At 74.1% G+C, this 14,303-nt stretch carries 10 protein-coding genes; all 10 read right to left on the bottom strand.

Annotated features, from left to right (window positions below; all coding sequences use genetic code 11):
• Positions 1-95: 95 nt before the first annotated feature.
• Positions 96-725 (bottom strand): TetR/AcrR family transcriptional regulator, encoded by a 630-nt coding sequence (locus tag ACSU6M_RS15120; protein ID WP_437070236.1) that lies wholly within the window; start codon positions 723-725, stop codon positions 96-98.
• A complete protein-coding gene (locus ACSU6M_RS15125) occupies positions 713-1,447 on the bottom strand; it encodes an enoyl-CoA hydratase family protein (RefSeq protein WP_437070237.1) in 735 nt (244 codons plus the stop codon). The genes ACSU6M_RS15120 and ACSU6M_RS15125 overlap by 13 nt, the downstream gene beginning before the upstream one ends.
• Complete coding sequence (locus ACSU6M_RS15130; RefSeq protein ID WP_437070238.1) at positions 1,444-3,021, bottom strand: 4-coumarate--CoA ligase family protein; 1,578 nt, start codon at positions 3,019-3,021, stop codon at positions 1,444-1,446. Before ACSU6M_RS15130 ends, ACSU6M_RS15125 begins: the two co-directional genes overlap by 4 nt.
• A 17-nt stretch (positions 3,022-3,038) precedes the next feature.
• Positions 3,039-4,178 carry an acyl-CoA dehydrogenase family protein gene (locus ACSU6M_RS15135; protein WP_437070239.1) on the bottom strand — a complete coding sequence of 380 codons (1,140 nt, stop codon included), beginning with the start codon at positions 4,176-4,178 and terminating at the stop codon, positions 3,039-3,041.
• Between the two features lie 54 nt (positions 4,179-4,232).
• Positions 4,233-6,086 carry an acetyl/propionyl/methylcrotonyl-CoA carboxylase subunit alpha gene (locus ACSU6M_RS15140; protein ID WP_437070240.1) on the bottom strand — a complete coding sequence of 618 codons (1,854 nt, stop codon included), beginning with the start codon at positions 6,084-6,086 and terminating at the stop codon, positions 4,233-4,235.
• A gap of 11 nt (positions 6,087-6,097) precedes the next feature.
• The gene (locus ACSU6M_RS15145) at positions 6,098-7,696 is read right to left on the bottom strand and encodes an acyl-CoA carboxylase subunit beta (RefSeq protein WP_437070241.1); all 1,599 of its coding nucleotides are present in this window, start codon (positions 7,694-7,696) and stop codon (positions 6,098-6,100) included.
• A 66-nt stretch (positions 7,697-7,762) separates the two neighbouring features.
• A complete protein-coding gene (locus ACSU6M_RS15150) occupies positions 7,763-9,427 on the bottom strand; it encodes an acyclic terpene utilization AtuA family protein (protein ID WP_437070242.1) in 1,665 nt (554 codons plus the stop codon).
• Positions 9,427-10,215, bottom strand: coding sequence for a TIGR03084 family metal-binding protein (locus tag ACSU6M_RS15155; RefSeq protein WP_437070243.1), 789 nt, complete (start codon positions 10,213-10,215; stop codon positions 9,427-9,429). Before ACSU6M_RS15155 ends, ACSU6M_RS15150 begins: the two co-directional genes overlap by 1 nt.
• Positions 10,216-10,288: 73 nt before the next feature.
• Positions 10,289-11,230 carry an EamA family transporter gene (locus tag ACSU6M_RS15160; RefSeq protein WP_437070244.1) on the bottom strand — a complete coding sequence of 314 codons (942 nt, stop codon included), beginning with the start codon at positions 11,228-11,230 and terminating at the stop codon, positions 10,289-10,291.
• A 156-nt stretch (positions 11,231-11,386) separates the two neighbouring features.
• On the bottom strand, positions 11,387-14,260 hold the full coding sequence (locus ACSU6M_RS15165; RefSeq protein ID WP_437070245.1) for an FAD-binding and (Fe-S)-binding domain-containing protein: 2,874 nt from the start codon (positions 14,258-14,260) through the stop codon (positions 11,387-11,389).
• Positions 14,261-14,303: the final 43 nt, after the last annotated feature.

Consider the following 14,303-nt stretch of genomic DNA (forward strand, 5'->3'; position numbering starts at 1 on the left):
GCCCGGCCTCCCGAGGCCCGGCTGAGCCCATGACGGCCCGCCCCGGCCTCCCGAGGCCGGCTGAGCCCATGACGGCCCGGCCCCGCCTCCCGAGGCTAGGCCGGGTCCCCGGCGGCTCGGCCCAGCGTCTCCTCCAGCAGTGCCGCCCACTGGGCCACGACCCGTTCCCTGCGGGCCCGGTCGTCGGTGAGGAGGTTGGCGAGGCCGAGTCCGCGGGCCATGTCCAGCAGGCCCTGCACGGTCTCGCGCACGCCCGGCCGGGACTCGTCGGCGGCGAGCAGTTCGACGGCGATGCGATGGGTCTCGCGGCCGACCCGCGCCTCCAGTTCGGTCACCCGTTCCCGCAGCTGCTCCTCGTTGGACGCGGCCACCCACAGCTGGAGGGCGGCGCGGAACAGCGGGCCGGTGTAGAGGTCGACGAGGGCGGCGACGACGGCCCGCCGGTCCCCGGCCGCGCCCTGCGGGAACAGGGCGCGCAGGGCGGTGGAGCGTTCCTCGGCGACGTACTCGACGGCCGCGGTGAACAGGTCCTCGCGGGTGGGGAAGTGGTGCTGGGCCGCGCCGCGGGAGACGCCCGCGCGTTCGGCGACGACGGACACCGTGGAGCCCGCCCAGCCGTGCTCGGCGAGGCAGGCCACGGCGGCTTCCAGGAGCCGCTGCCGGGTGGCCCGGCTGCGGTCCTGCTTGGGGACGCGGTCGTGGGGGACCGTGGTCACAGCGCCCATGGTGGATCCCGTCGTTCGAGGAAGGCCGTCATCCCCTCGCGGGCCGGCGGGGAGGCGAACAGCCGTGCCGAGAGCGCGGTGAGGCGGTCCGCGTCCCGGTCGAATGCCTCCAGCACCCTAGCCGTGAGCAGCCGTTTCGTCTCGGCCAGGGCCTCGGGCGCGGACCGGCGCAGACCGTCGAGGACCGGTTCCAGTACGGCGTCCACGTCCTCGCCCGCGGCCGTGACCAGCCCGATCCGCGCGGCCTCGGCGGCGTCGAACCGCTCCCCGGTGAGGTAGTACCGGGCGAGGGCGCGCGGATCGGCCCGCGGGATCACCGGCATCGAGATGACGGCGGGAGCCACGCCGATCCGCACCTCCGTGAAGGCGAAGCTCGAGGTGTGCGAGGCCGCCGCGATGTCGCACGCGGCCAGCAGACCGAGGCCGCCCGCGCGGACGTGCCCGGTGACGCGGGCGACGACCGGTCTGGGCAGCTCGACGATCTGCCGCAGCAGGGCGACCAGCGCGTCCGGGCGCGGTGGGTCGCGCAGGTCGGCCCCGGCGCAGAAGGTGGTGCCGGTGTGGGTGAGGACGACCGCGCGCACATCGGTGTCCTTGCCGCAGTCGCTGAGCGCGTCGGCGAGTTCGCCGACGAGGGCGGCCGAGAGCGCGTTGCGGGTGTCCGGGGAGTCGAGGGTGAGGGTCTCGATGCCCTGGACGCGCGTACGGCTGATCGAGGTCACGCCGGCTCCCCCGCTTCCCTCAGCTGCCGCCGCAGGATCTTCCCGGAGGCCGCTCGCGGCACGCTGTCTCTGAAGGTGACGCGGCGGACCCGTTTGTACGGGGCGACGCGTTCGGCGACGTACGCCATGACCTCCTCCTCGGTCAGCTCGGCCGCGTGCGGCTGGCGGACGACGTGCGCGTGCGGCACTTCGTTGCCGTCGGCGTCGTACTCGCCGATGACGGCGGCGTCCGCGATGCCGGGGTGGGTGAGCAGCAGCGCCTCCAGTTCGGCGGGGGCCACCTGGAAGCCCTTGTACTTGATGAGTTCCTTGACCCGGTCGACGACGAACAGCCAGCCGTCCTCGTCGACCCGGCCGACGTCCCCGGTGTGCAGCCAGCCGTCGGCGTCGATCATCGCGGCGGTGGCGTCGGGCCGGCCGAGGTAGCCCTTCATCACCTGCGGGCCGCGGATCAGGATCTCGCCGCTCTCGCCGGTGCCGAGGTCCCTGCCGGGGTCGTCGAGGGACACGATCCGCATCTCGGTGCCGGGGATCAGCTTGCCGACCGTGCCGGGCGGGGCGTGCTCCATCGCCTCGAGCGGGACGACATGGGTGCCCGGTGACAGCTCGGTCATGCCGTACGCCTGGCCGACGGGCGGCAGCCCCAGGCGCTTCGAGCAGGCGGCGGCGAGTTCGGCGTCCAGCGGGGCGGCGGCGCTGATCAGGTACTTCAGCGACGACAGGTCGTAGGCGGTGACCGCGGGGTGCTTGGCCAGGGCGAGGACGATGGGCGGGGCGACGTACAGGCCCGTGATGCGGTGGTTCTGGATGGCGGCGAGGAAGGTGTCCAGGTCGAAGCGGGGCAGGACGACGACCGTGGCGCCGCGCCGCAGGGGGGCGTTCATCAGGGCGGTGAGGCCGTAGATGTGGAAGAACGGCAGGACCGCCAGGATGCGGTCGCCGGGCCCGCCGGACATCACCGGCTCCAGCTGGGCGAGGTTGGTGGCGATCTGCCGGTGGGTGAGCATGACGCCCTTGGGGACGCCGGTGGTGCCCGAGGAGTACGGCAGCGCGGCCACGTCCTCGGCCGGGTCGATCGCGACGTCCGGTTCGGGCGCGGTGGAGGCGAGCATGTCGGTCAGGGAGCGGTGCCCCGGCGCGCTGTCGCACACGATGATCTCGCGTACGCCGCCCGCGAGTTCGGCGGCCCTGCGGGCGGTGGGCAGCAGCGGCGCGACGGTGACGATCCAGCGGGCCGCGCAGTCGGCGAGCTGTCTGGCGAACTCCTCCGCCGTCGCGAGCGGGTGCACGGTGGTCACCGAGGCACCCGCGCGCGTGGCGGCGTAGAACGCGGTCGGGAAGGCGATCGTGTTGGGGCTGTGCAGGGCGAGCACATCGCCCTTGCGCACCCCGGCGTCGGCGAGCGCGGCGGCCAGACGCCGGTGGAACCGGTCCAGCTGGTCGTACGTGAGGGTGGTGCCGTCGGTGCCGTCGATCAGCGCGGGAGTGTCGCCGAAGGCGGCGGCCCGGCCCAGGACGGCCTCGTGGATGGGCAGTTCGACGGGCGGGACGTCTGCGTACTCGCTGCGGAACACGGTTCCTCCAGGGCGGGCTAGTACGACTTGGGCAGACCGAGGGTCTGGTGGGAGACGTAGTTGAGGATCATCTCCCGGCTCACCGGCGCGATACGTGCCACGCGCGCGGCCGTGATCAGCTTCGCCAGTCCGAACTCGCGGGTGAGGCCGTTGCCGCCGAGGGTGTGCACGGCCTGGTCGACCGCCTTCACACACGCCTCCCCGGCCGCGTATTTCGCCATGTTCGCGGCCTCTCCGGCGCCCATGTCGTCCCCGGCGTCGTACAGCTGCGCCGCCTTCTGCATCATCAGCCGGGCCAGCTCCAGCTCGATGTGCGCCTGGGCGAGGGGGTGCGCGATGGCCTGGTGGGCGCCGATCGGGGCCTTCCAGACGGTGCGGTCGCGGGCGTACTCGACCGCCTTGCCGAGCGCGTGGCGGCCCATGCCGATCGCGAACGCGGCCGTCATGATCCGCTCGGGATTGAGCCCGGCGAACAGCTGGAGCAGCCCGGCGTCCTCGTCGCCGACCAGGGCGTCCGCGGGCAGCCGCACGTCGTCCAGGGTGAGCTCGAACTGCTTCTCCGCGGCCTGGAGTTCCATGTCGATCTGCCGCCGCTGGAAGCCTTCCGCGTCCCTGGGGACGATGAACAGGCAGGGCTTGAGGTTGCCCGTGCGGGCGTCCTCCGTGCGGCCGACGACGAGGGTCGCGTCGGCGATGTCCACGCCGGAGACGAAGACCTTGCGGCCGGTGAGCAGCCAGTCGCCCGACGCCGGGTCCCTGCGGGCCGTGGTGGTGATGCGGTGGCTGTTGGAGCCGGCGTCGGGTTCGGTGATGCCGAAGGCCATGGTCCTGGTGCCGTCGGCTATGCCGGGCAGCCAGTCGCGCTTCTGTTCTTCCGTGCCGAAGCGGGCGATGACGGTTCCGCAGATCGCCGGGGAGACGATCAGCATGAGGAGGGGGGCGCCTGTTGCGCCCAGTTCTTCGAGGACGATGGAGAGTTCGGTGACGCCACCACCTCCGCCTCCGTACTGCTCGGGGAGGTTGACGCCGAGGTAGCCGAGTTTGCCGGCCTCTCGCCAGAGTTCTTCACGGTTGTAGGTGGGGCCGTGGCGTTTGCCGAGGGCGGAGACTGCGGTGCGGAGGGCTGTGTGCTCTTCCGGTTCGATGTGGGTGGTCACTGGGCTCCTCGGGCTTTCCGTTGTCGGTGGCTGATCGCGCATTTCCCCGCGCCCCTACAGGGCGTCTGCGTCCACTACGGCCAAGAGCGCACCCACCTCCACCTGCTGTCCGGGGGCGGCGTGCAGGGCTGTGAGCGTTCCCGTTGCCGGGGCTGTGATCCGGTGTTGCATCTTCATCGCCTCCAGCCAGATCAAGGGGTCGCCCGCCTTCACCGTGGTCCCCGCCTTCAAGCCGTCCGCGACCCGCACGACCGTTCCCGGCATGGGGGCCAGCAGCGAACCCGGAGCGTGCTGCGACTCGGGCTCCGGGAACCTCGGCAGGGCGCGCAGAGTGGTGTTGTCGACGTGGATCTCGTCGCCGTACCTCGCCACCTCGAACTTCCGGCGTACGCCGTCCACTTCGAGTACGACGAGACGGGCGCCCACGTGCACCACGCGCACGCCGTCCGCCTGGTGGCCCGCGCGGGTGTACGTGTAGCGGGCCTCGTGCTCCTCCCCCGCGACCTCGTAGCGCTTGACCTGCGGCTGTGAGGGCACGTTGCGCCAGGCGCCGCCGAAGCGGGAGCGGCCGTGGGCGTCGGCGAGGGCGGCGGCCAGGGGGGCGTGCGGGTCGGGCGGGGTGTGCAGCGCGGCGAGGTGGCGGTCGTAGAAGCCGGTGTCCATGCGGGCCTCGGTGAACTCCTCGTGCCGCAGGGAGGCGAGGAGGAGGTCGCGGTTGGTGGTGGGGCCGTGCAGGACCGTGCGCTCCAGGGCGCCCGCGAGCTTGCGGACGGCTTCCGCGCGGGTGGGGGCGTGGGCGACGAGCTTGGCGAGCATCGGGTCGTAGTGGACGCCGATGGCGTCGCCGTCGGTGTAGCCGGTGTCCAGGCGGATGCCGTCGGGGACGGCGAGGCGGTGCAGGGTGCCGGTCTGCGGGGCCCAGTCGCGGGCGGGGTCCTCGGCGTAGAGGCGGACCTCGACGGCGTGGCCGCGCGGGCTCGGGGGGTCGGCGGCGAGGGCGGCGCCCTCCGCGATCCTGATCTGCTCGGCGACCAGGTCGAGGCCGAAGATCTCCTCCGTGACCGGGTGTTCGACCTGGAGGCGGGTGTTCATCTCCAGGAAGTGCGCTGTGCCGTCCGCGACGAGGAACTCGACCGTGCCGGCGCCGGCGTAGTCCACGGCCCGCGCGGCGCGTACGGCCAGCGTGCGCAGCTCCTGCGCGAGCTCCTCGGTCAGGCCGGGCGCCGGGGCCTCCTCGATCACCTTCTGGTGCCGGCGCTGGAGGGAGCAGTCGCGGGTGCCGAGCGCCCACACCGTGCCGTGGGTGTCGGCGAGGATCTGCACCTCGACATGGCGGCCGTTCTCGATGTACGGCTCGACGAACACCTCGCCGTCCCCGAAGGCGCTCGCGGCCTCGGCGCGGGCGCCCTCCAGTGCGGCGCTCAGCTCCTCCAGGCGGCGCACGATCCGCATCCCGCGCCCCCCGCCGCCCGCGGCCGCCTTCACCAGCACCGGCAGATCGGCCTCGCCGACCTCGGCCGGGGACAGGGGCGCGAGGCCCAGCAGTTCCTTCGCCCGCGTCTTGGACGCCATGGCCTCGATCGCCTCGGGCGGCGGCCCGATCCACACCAGCCCGGCGTCCCGGACGGCCCGTGCGAAGGCGGCGTTCTCGGAGAGGAAGCCGTAGCCGGGGTGCACGGCGTCCGCGCCGGCGGCGAGCGCGGCCTTCACGATGAGGTCGCCGCGCAGATAGGTGTCGGCGGGGGCGGCCCCCGGCAGCCGTACGGCCGTGTCGGCCACGCGCGTGTGCAGGGCGTTCTCGTCGGGGTCCGAGTGCACGGCGACCGTCCGGATTCCCAACTCACCGCAGGTGCGGAAGACACGGCAGGCGATCTCGCCCCGGTTGGCGACGAGCAGAGTCTTGATCACGTGGGGGTCCCTCACATCCGGAAGACACCGAAGCCGCCGCGCACGCCCTCGAAGGGCGCGGTGTGGACGGCGGACAGGCACAGGCCGAGGACGGTGCGGGTGTCGCGCGGGTCGATGACGCCGTCGTCGTACAGCCGCCCGGACAGGAACATCGGCAGCGACTCGGACTCGATCTGCTGCTCCACCATCGCCCGCAGGGCGGCGTCCGCGTCCTCGTCGTACGGCTGCCCCTTCGCGGCCGCCGACTGCCGGGCCACGATCGACAGGACGCCCGCGAGCTGCTGCGGGCCCATCACGGCCGACTTGGCGCTGGGCCAGGCGAACAGGAACCGCGGGTCGTACGCCCGCCCGCACATGCCGTAGTGCCCGGCGCCGTAGGAGGCGCCCATGAGGACCGACAGATGCGGCACCTTCGAGTTCGCGACCGCGTTGATCATCATCGAGCCGTGCTTGACGATGCCGCCCTGCTCGTACTCCCGGCCCACCATGTAGCCGGTGGTGTTGTGCAGGAACAGCAGCGGGATGTCCCGCTGGTTGGCGAGCTGGATGAACTGCGCGGCCTTCTGCGACTCCTCGCTGAACAGCACACCCTGGGCATTGGCCAGGATGCCCACCGGGTAGCCGTGCAGACGCGCCCACCCGGTCGCCAGGCTGCTGCCGTACAGCGGCTTGAACTCGTCGAAGTCGGAGCCGTCGACGATCCTCGCGATCACCTCGCGCGGGTCGAAGGGGACCTTCAGATCGCCGGGGACGATGCCCAGCAGCTCCTCCGGGTCGTACTCGGGCGGCTCCGCGGGCCCCGGATCGCCGTACGCCTTGCGGTGGTTGAGCCGGGCGACCACGCGCCGGGCCTGCCGCAGCGCGTCGTGCTCGTCGACGGCGAAGTAGTCGGCGAGACCCGACACGCGCGCGTGCATGTCGGCGCCGCCCAGCGACTCGTCGTCGCTCTCCTCGCCGGTGGCCATCTTCACCAGCGGCGGGCCGCCGAGGAACACCTTGGCCCGCTCCTTGACCATGATCACGTGGTCGGACATGCCGGGGATGTAGGCCCCGCCGGCGGTGGAGTTGCCGAAGACGACCGCCACGGTCGGGATCCCGGCGGCGGACAGCCGCGTGATGTCCCGGAAGATGGCACCGCCGGGGATGAAGATCTCCTTCTGCGAGGGCAGATCGGCCCCGCCGGACTCCACCAGGCTGATGCAGGGCAGCCGGTTGGCGAGCGCGATGTCGTTGGCGCGCAGGGCCTTCTTCAGCGACCACGGGTTGGACGCCCCGCCCCGCACGGTCGGGTCGTTGGCGGTGATCAGGCACTCCACGCCCTCGACGACCCCGATCCCGGTGACGAGCGAGCCGCCCACGGCGTACTCGCTGCCCCACGCGGCCAGCGGCGACAGCTCCAGGAACGGCGTGTCGGGGTCGAGCAGCAGCTCGATGCGCTCGCGCGCCAGCAGCTTGCCCCTCTTGCGGTGCCGGGCGAGGTACTTCTCGCCGCCGCCCGCCAGCGCCTTCGCGTGCTCGGCGTCCAGTTCGGCGAGCTTGGCGAGCATGGCCTCACGGTTGGCCCGGTAGTCGGGGCTCGCGGTGTCGAGAGCCGTGGGCAGAACGGTCACAGCGGGGCCTCCGGCGGTTCGGGGACGGCGGTCACAGCAGGGCCTCGGGTGGATCCGGGACGGCGGTCACAGCAGGGCCTGCGGGATGTCCAGGTGGCGGGAGCGCAGCCATTCGCCGAGCGCCTTGGCCTGCGGGTCGAAGCGGTGCCGGGCGGCGACGCCCTGGCCGAGGATGCCTTCGACGACGAAGTTCAGGGCGCGGAGGTTGGGCAGGACGTGCCGGGTGACCTTCAGCGGGGCGCTCTCGGGGATCAGCTCCTGGAACCGCCGGACGGTCAGCTCATGGGCCAGCCACCGCCACGCGGACTCCGAGCGCGCCCACACCCCGACGTTCGCGTCGCCGCCCTTGTCCCCGCTGCGGGCCCCGGCGACCAGCCCCAGCGGCGCACGCCGCACCGGCCCGGCGGGCAGCGGCTCGGGCAGCGGAGGCTCCGGCAGCTCCTGGAGTACGAGGGTGTCGGCGGGCAGCGCGACGGGGATGCACCGTCCGTCGTCCAGTACGGCGGTGTGGGCGACGGCGTCCTGCGGGACGTACACCGCGTCGAACACACCGTAGGGCGTGCCCCTGCCGGGCAGGTCGGCGACATGGAAGCCGGGGTAGCCGGCGAGGGCCAGCTCCACGGCGGCCCCGCTGAGCGCCTTGCCGACGGCGGCCTGGTCGGGGTCGCGCACGACGAGCCGCAGCAGTGCGCCGGCCGCCTCCTGCGTCCCGGCGTCCGTGTGCTCGGTGCGGGCCAGCTCCCAGCGGGCCTCGGCGACCTTGGCGAGCGCGGGTTCCAGCTGCCGCCGCACCAGCTCGGCCTTGGCCTCGATGTCGAGGCCGGTGAGCACGAAGACGACCTCGTTGCGCCAGCCGCCGAGGGTGTTGCGGCCGACCTTGAGGGTGGGCGGAGGGGCCTCGCCGCGCACGCCCTCGACCCGCACCCGGTCGGGGCCCTCCTGGGTGAGCCGTACGGTGTCCAGCCGCGCGGTGACATCGGGGCCGGCGTAGCGGGCGCCCTGTGTCTCGTACAGCAGCTGGGCGGTGACCGTGCCGACGTCGACGAAGCCGCCGGTGCCGGGGTGCTTGGTGATGACGGCGCTGCCGTCCTCGTGCAGTTCGGCGAGCGGGAAGCCGGGCCGGGTGACGTCCCCGTCGGTGAAGAAGGCGTAGTTCCCGCCGGTCACCTGGGGCCCGCACTCCAGCAGATGCCCGGTGACGACCGCTCCCGCGAGCCGGTCCAGATCGCCGGGCCCCCAGCCGAAGTGGGCGGCGGCGGGCCCGGTGACGAGCGCGGCGTCGGTGACCCGCCCGGTGACGACGACCTGCGCACCGGCCGTCAGACACGCGGCGATCCCGAACCCCCCGAGATAGGCGTGCGCGGCGAGGCTGCCGGGGTGGGAGGCGGTGAGGTCGTCCCCCTCGACATGCGCGACCCGCACGGACAGCCCGAGCCGGCCGGCCAGCTCCCGGACCTTGTCGGCGAGTCCCCGTGGGTTGAGCCCCCCGGCGTTGGCGACGATCCGCACCCCGCGCTCCTGCGCGAGCCCCAGGCACTCCTCCAGCTGGGCCAGAAAGGTGCGGGCGTACCCGGCGCCGGGGTCCTTCAGCCGGTCCCGGCCGAGGATGAGCATGGTGAGTTCGGCGAGGTAGTCGCCGGTGAGGACGTCGAGTTCGCCGCCGGTGAGCATCTCGCGCATGGCGTCGAAGCGGTCGCCGTAGAAGCCGGAGGCGTTGCCGATGCGCAGCATCAGGCCCCCTTGGGCGTACGACCGGCTCCGGGCGGCCCGGCGAATGCCTGGGCGATGTCCAGCCAGCGGTCGGCGTCCGGCCCCTCGGCCCGCACGGCGAGGTCGGCGCGGTGGGCGCGCCGGGTGACGAGGAGGCAGAAGTCGAGGGCGGGCCCGGTGACGCGCTGGGCGGCGTCTTCGGGTCCGTAGCCCCACAGGTCCCCGCCGGGGCCGACGAGTTCGACACGGAACTCCTCGGCCGGAGGGGTGAGCCCGTGCGCCCCGAAGGCGAAGTCCCGCGCCCGCACGCCGATCCGGGCGACATGCCGGAGCCGGTCCGTGGCCGGCCGTGTCACCCCCAACGCGTCGGCCACGTCCTGCCCGTGCGCCCAGGTCTCCATGAGCCGTCCGGTGGCCATGGAGGCGGCCGACATCGGCGGCCCGTACCAGGGGAACCGCGCCCCGGCCGGAGCGGCGCGCAGGGCCCGGTCGAGGGCCCGCCGGCCCTCGCGCCAGCGCGCGAGCAGTTCGCCGGGTGGGAGCAGCGCGCCTTCGTCGGCACCGTCGTCCACGAAGGACTCCGGCGTCTTGAGGGCCTGCTCCACCAGCTCCCGGAAGGCCCCGGCATCGGTCACGGCCAGCAGGGCCGAGCGGTCGGTCCAGGCGAGGTGTGCGATCTGATGCGCGATGCTCCAGCGCGGCGAAGGCGTGGGCAGCCTCCACCGCTCGGGTTCCAACTCGGCCACCAACCGGTCGAGTTCGTCACTTTCGGCACGCAGGTCGTCGAAGACGGGCGTCGGGTCGGCCATGGGGCGAGGATGGCAGCGGCCCCAGAAACAATCAAGCGTGCTTGCATGAATTTTAGGGCGTCGGGGCCGGCGCTCAGGCCGCCTTCGTCCGCCCCACCTGGGTGCGCACCGCGCCGATGCTGGCCGCGATCACCAGGGCGATGGCGGCGGACTGGGCGGGGGTGAGGGCCTGGTCGAGGATGAGGTAGCCGGCGGTGGCGGCGATCGCGGGTTCGAGGCTCATGAGGACGGCGAAGGTGGAGGCGGGGAGGCGGCGCAGGGCCAGCAGTTCCAGGGTGTAGGGCAGGACCGAGGAGAGCAGGGCGACGGCCGCGCCCAGGGCGATCGTCACCGGGTCGAGCAGCCTGGTGCCCGCCTCCGCGACGCCGAGGGGCAGGAACAGCAGGGCCGCGACCGCCATCGCCAGGGCGAGGCCGTCGGCCTGGGGGAAGCGGCGGCCGGTGCGGGCGCTGAAGACGATGTACGCCGCCCACATCGCGCCCGCCCCCAGGGCGAGGGCCGCACCCACCGGATCGAGGTCGCCGAAGCCTCCGCCGCCGAGCAGGAAGACACCGGCGAGGGCGAGTCCGGCCCACAGCAGGTTGACCAGGCGGCGGGAGGCGATGACGGAGAGGGCCAGCGGGCCCAGGACCTCCAGGGTGACGGCGGGACCGAGCGGGATGCGGTCGACGGCCGCGTAGAACAGGCCGTTCATCGCGCCCATGGTGATGCCGAAGACGACGACCGTGCCCCAGTCGGCCCGCGAGTGCCCGCGCAGCCGGGGCCGGCAGACCAGCAGCAGCACGATCGCGGCGGCCAGCAGCCGCAGGGTCACCACGCCCAGCGCCCCGGCTCGGGGCATCAGCGTGACGGCGAGCGCCCCGCCGAACTGCACCGAGATCCCGCCGGCCAGGACGAGGCCGACGGGCCCGAGCGCACCGCCTCGGCGTCGGCCCGCGCCGGTCCCGGTCGGGGGCGCGGAGGCCGCGGCCGTCGACGGGGCGGAGGCGGGCGGGGTGGTGCTCGGAGTGCTCACGGGGCTTCCTGGGGGCTGAGAGGCCGGGGCGTCCGCCCATCACGTCTCCCCTGCGCCGTGGCACAGGGGGCGTTCATCGTGATGGACTACGCAGTCCACAGTAATGGACCCGGTCAGGTGTGTACACCTCTTACGTCCCTGACTCCGCTTCCGCTCCTACGTCCCTGACTCCGCACCCGCGTCCAGCGCCTCCGCCAGGACCTCCGCCAGATGCCGCCCCCGCACCCCGCCCAGCTGCTCCAGCTGGGTCCGGCAGGAGAAGCCGTCCGCCAGGACCACCGCCCCCTCCGGGGCCGAGCGCACCGCCGGGAGCAGCTGCTCCTCCGCGCAGGCGGCCGAGACCTCGTAGTGGCCGCGCTCGAAGCCGAAGTTGCCCGCGAGCCCGCAGCAGCCTCCCGAGAGGTCGCCCGCGAGGCCCGCGGCCGCCCGCAGCCGGCGGTCGGCCGTGTCGCCGAGGACCGCGTGCTGGTGGCAGTGGGTCTGGCCGGTCACCGGGCGGTCCAGCCGCGGGGGCCGCCAGTGCGGGGCGTGGCGTTCCAGCGCCTCGGCGAAGGTCAGCACCCGGCCCGCCAGCCGGGCCGCCCTCGGGTCCTCCGGCAGCAGGTCCGGCAGGTCGGCGCGCAGGGCCGCCGCGCAGCTCGGTTCCAGGACCACGACCGGCGCGCCGGACTCCAGCACCGGCTCCATCAGGTCCAGCGTGCGGCGCAGCACCGTACGGGCCCGGTCCAGCTGGCCGGTGGAGACGTACGTCAGACCGCAGCAGACCCGGCCCCGGCGGGCCGTCAGCAGGCCGGCCGCCGTCCGTGAGCGTCCGTCGGCCAGCCGCGCGCGGCCCGTGCGCAGGACCGGCGGCAGGGCCACCCGCAGCCCGGCCGCCTCCAGGACGCGTACGGCCGCCCGGCCCACGGACGGGGACAGATGCTCGGTGAAGGTGTCCGGCCACAGCACCACCAGCCGCCCCGGACCGCCCTTCGCAGGCCGACGGCGGAACCAGCGGCTGAACGGCTCCCGCGCGAGCCGGGGCAGCTCCCGTTCGGCCGCGATGCCGCCCAGGCGCTTGCCGAGGCCCGCCAGCGGCCGTACCGCCGCCAGCGCGTTGACCGGCGCCGCCGCCCGGAGCAGGGACACCGCCCGCAGCCACAGCGGCAGCCGGCCCATCGAGTAGTGCGCGGCGGGCCTGCGCCGCCCGGCGTAGTGGTGGTGCAGGAACTCCGCCTTGTAGGTCGCCATGTCCACCCCGACCGGGCAGTCCGAGCGGCAGCCCTTGCAGGCCAGGCACAGGTCCAGCGCGTCCCGGACCTCCTCGGACCGCCAGCCGTCGGTCACCACCTCGCCCGCGAGCATCTCGTGCAGCAGCCGGGCGCGGCCGCGCGTGGAGTGCTTCTCCTCGCCGGTGACGCGGAAGGACGGGCACATCACGGAGGGGCCGGCCGCCGTCGTCGTACGGCATTTCGCCACTCCCACGCAGCGGCGCACGGCGGCCGAGAAGTCGCCGCCGTCGGACGGGTAGCCGAAGGCCACGTCGACCGGCTCGCGGGGCAGGGCCGCGAAACGCAGGTTCGCGTCCAGGGGGGCGGGGCGGACCAGGATGCCCGGATTGAGGAGGTCGTCCGGGTCCCACAGCGCCTTGGCGCGCTCGAACAGGGCCACCGTCTCCTGCCCGTACATCACCGGCAGCAGCTCCGCCCGTGCCTGTCCGTCCCCGTGCTCGCCGGAGAGGGAGCCGCCGTGGGCGACGACCAGAGCCGCCAGCTCCTGCGAGAAGCGGCGGAAGCGGGCCACGCCCTGTGCGGTCACCAGGTCGAAGTCGATCCGGACGTGGATGCAGCCGTCGCCGAAGTGGCCGTACGGCGTGCCGCGCAGGCCGTGGGCGGTGAGCAGGGCGCGGAAGTCGCGGAGGTAGGCACCGAGCCGGGCGGGCGGCACCGCGCAGTCCTCCCAGCCGGGCCATGCCTCGGTCCCGTCCTTCATCCGGGTCGCCGTGCCGGCCGCGTCCTCGCGGATGCGCCACAGGGCCCGCCGGCCGGACGGGTCCGTGACCACCAGGGTGTCCAGGGCGTCGGCGGCGCGGGCGATCGTCTCGGCACGCGCGCGTGCCTCGGCCGGGGTCCGTCCGCCCGTCTCCACGAACAGCCATGCCGTGCCGCGCGGCAGCCCGGCCGTCGCCGGCACCAGGTCGGCGGCCATGCCCTCCACCGTCAGGGGCGCGTACGGCAGCATCGCCGGTGCCGCCTCGGCCGCCGCGCTCTCGTCGGCGTAGCCCAGGACCACCAGGGCCAGCGCGCGGGGCGCCTCCACCAGGCCCACGACCGCTTCCGTCAGCACGCCCAGCGTGCCCTCCGAGCCGCAGAAGGAGCGGGCGACGTCGGCGCCCCGCTCGGGGAGCAGGGCGTCCAGCGCGTAGCCGGAGATGCGGCGGGGCAGGTCGGGGAAGCCGGTGCGCAGGCGGGCGAGGTCGCCGAGGACCAGGTCGCGCAGCCCCTCGGGCGCCCCGGCCCAGTCCCGCCCGAGGCGCAGGCGCTCGCCGCGCGCGGTGCGCACGTCCAGCTCGCGCACCTGGTCGGCGGTCGTGCCCCAGGCCACCGAGTGGGAGCCGCAGGAGTTGTTGCCGATCATCCCGCCGAGGGTGCAGCGGCTGTGGGTGGAGGGGTCGGGGCCGAAGCGCAGGCCGTGCGGGGCGGCAGCCTCCTGGAGCCGGTCGAGGACGAGGCCGGGCTGCACGGTGGCGGTGCGGGCCTCGGGGTCGAGGGCGAGCAGCCGGTTCATATGGCGGGTGAAGTCCAGGACGACGCCCGCGCCGGTGGCCTGCCCGGCGATGGAGGTGCCGCCGCCGCGCGGCACGACCGGTACGCCGTGCGTGCGGCACACCTCCAGGACGGCCGCCACGTCGTCGGCGTCGCGCGGGGCGACCACGCCGAGCGGTACCCGCCGGTAGTTGGAGGCGTCCATGGTGGTCAGCGCGCGGGAGGTGACGTCGAACCCCACCTCGCCCCGTACGGCCCGGCGCAGCTCGGCCTCGATATCCGTCATGGGTCCAGGAAATCAAAGGCGCCGTCTCACGCGACGGACGATG

This window comes from Streptomyces sp. enrichment culture (genome assembly GCF_964272895.1).
In the GTDB taxonomy this organism is placed as follows: Bacteria; Actinomycetota; Actinomycetes; order Streptomycetales; family Streptomycetaceae; genus Streptomyces.

What these genes read in the sequence shown, in the direction of transcription:
- ACSU6M_RS15155 (WP_437070243.1), bottom strand. Translation starts at nt 10,215, where the DNA reads ATGGCCGACCCGACGCCCGTCTTCGACGACCTGCGTGCCGAAAGTGAC.
- ACSU6M_RS15165 (WP_437070245.1), bottom strand. Translation starts at nt 14,260, where the DNA reads ATGACGGATATCGAGGCCGAGCTGCGCCGGGCCGTACGGGGCGAGGTG.
- ACSU6M_RS15120 (WP_437070236.1), bottom strand. Translation starts at nt 725, where the DNA reads ATGGGCGCTGTGACCACGGTCCCCCACGACCGCGTCCCCAAGCAGGAC.
- ACSU6M_RS15150 (WP_437070242.1), bottom strand. Translation starts at nt 9,427, where the DNA reads ATGCTGCGCATCGGCAACGCCTCCGGCTTCTACGGCGACCGCTTCGAC.